The organism is Pseudomonas sp. CM25, assembly GCF_013179705.1.
Lineage (GTDB): Bacteria > Pseudomonadota > Gammaproteobacteria > Pseudomonadales > Pseudomonadaceae > Aquipseudomonas.
In genome coordinates this window covers 1-1,105 of record NZ_JABMCW010000665.1, presented here as the reverse complement: position 1 = coordinate 1,105, position 1,105 = coordinate 1, and the positions used below count along the sequence as shown (strand labels likewise).

The 1,105-nt window shown below is 62.5% G+C and carries 2 protein-coding genes; one reads left to right on the top strand and one right to left on the bottom strand.

The window, feature by feature from the left end:
* On the top strand, positions 1 to 264 hold a 264-nt coding region (locus tag HP546_RS30515), incomplete at its 5' end, for an IclR family transcriptional regulator C-terminal domain-containing protein (RefSeq protein ID WP_306126059.1).
* 240 nt (positions 265 to 504) lie between these two features.
* Here the strand turns inward: HP546_RS30515 and HP546_RS30510 are convergent.
* A partial coding sequence (locus tag HP546_RS30510) for an SDR family NAD(P)-dependent oxidoreductase (protein ID WP_172233685.1) occupies positions 505 to 1,105 on the bottom strand: 601 nt, incomplete at its 5' end.

Below are 1,105 nucleotides of genomic sequence, written 5' to 3'. Positions count from 1 at the left end.
CTGCAGCATGGCGCCGATGACTACCAGCCGGTGCTGGCAGGCATTCGCGCGCGTGGCCTGCACCATGTGCATGGCCTGCTGATGCCAGGTGTCGATGCCCTCTCGGCCCCGGTATTCAATGCCATGGGGCAGATCGCTGCGGTGATGACGGTGGTCGGGCCGACGTCGATATTCCATGCCGACGAGCATGGCCCGGCGGCGCAACGGCTGCTGGCGGCAGCGCGTGAAACCAGCTGGCGCATGGGCTACTCACCCGCCGCCTGAGCGCCAGCGTCACTATTGCCCGATACGTAAAGGTGAATGTCATAAGCGGCTATTTTTCCCACAGGATCAACCGCTTATTCTTAACTCACTGGCCGGCATGAAGGGCTTCTCCCCCCCCGCCCTTCAGGCCTGCGAGGTTCACCGACGTAGATTTTGAAGCTCCTTGATCTGACGTCTCGATTGGCCGCTGCGGTTTGCAGCGGCCTTTTTTATTTGCCTTGAAATCAGGCAGTACAAATCTCAGCCCAACGGATACTTCTGCAGGTTATCCATCATCTGCTGCAGCGCCTGCAAACTGTCCTGCGGGTGCACCGCCCCTGCAAAATCACCGATCTGTGCCCACTGCTCCGCCACCTGCTCCGGGGTAAACCCTTCGCGCGGGTCAAAGCCCACGCCCAGGCTGCGCTCCCACCGGACCTTCCCCACCCACCCGCCACCGACCTCGAACAGTTCACCCGTACCCTGGCACTGCTCGCTACCCAGGTACACCACCAGCGGGCTTACCAGCTCCGGCTTGAGCCGCTCGAATATCTGCGGCGGGATCAGCCCTTCGGTCATGCGCGTGCCACCGGTGGGGGCGATGGCGTTTACCAGGATCCCGTGCTTGCGCCCTTCGATCGCCAGGGTGCGGGTGAGCCCGTACAGCCCCAGCTTGGCCATGCCGTAGTTGGCCTGGCCGAAGTTGCCGTATATGCCGGAGGTGGACGCAGTGAAGATCACTCGTCCCCAGTTCTGCTCGCGCAGGTGTGGCCAGGCAGCGCGGGTGACCTTGAAGGCGCCTTCGACATGCACCTGGTAGACCTGCTCCCAGTCACTGTCGTCCATCTTGTGGAACGTCCTG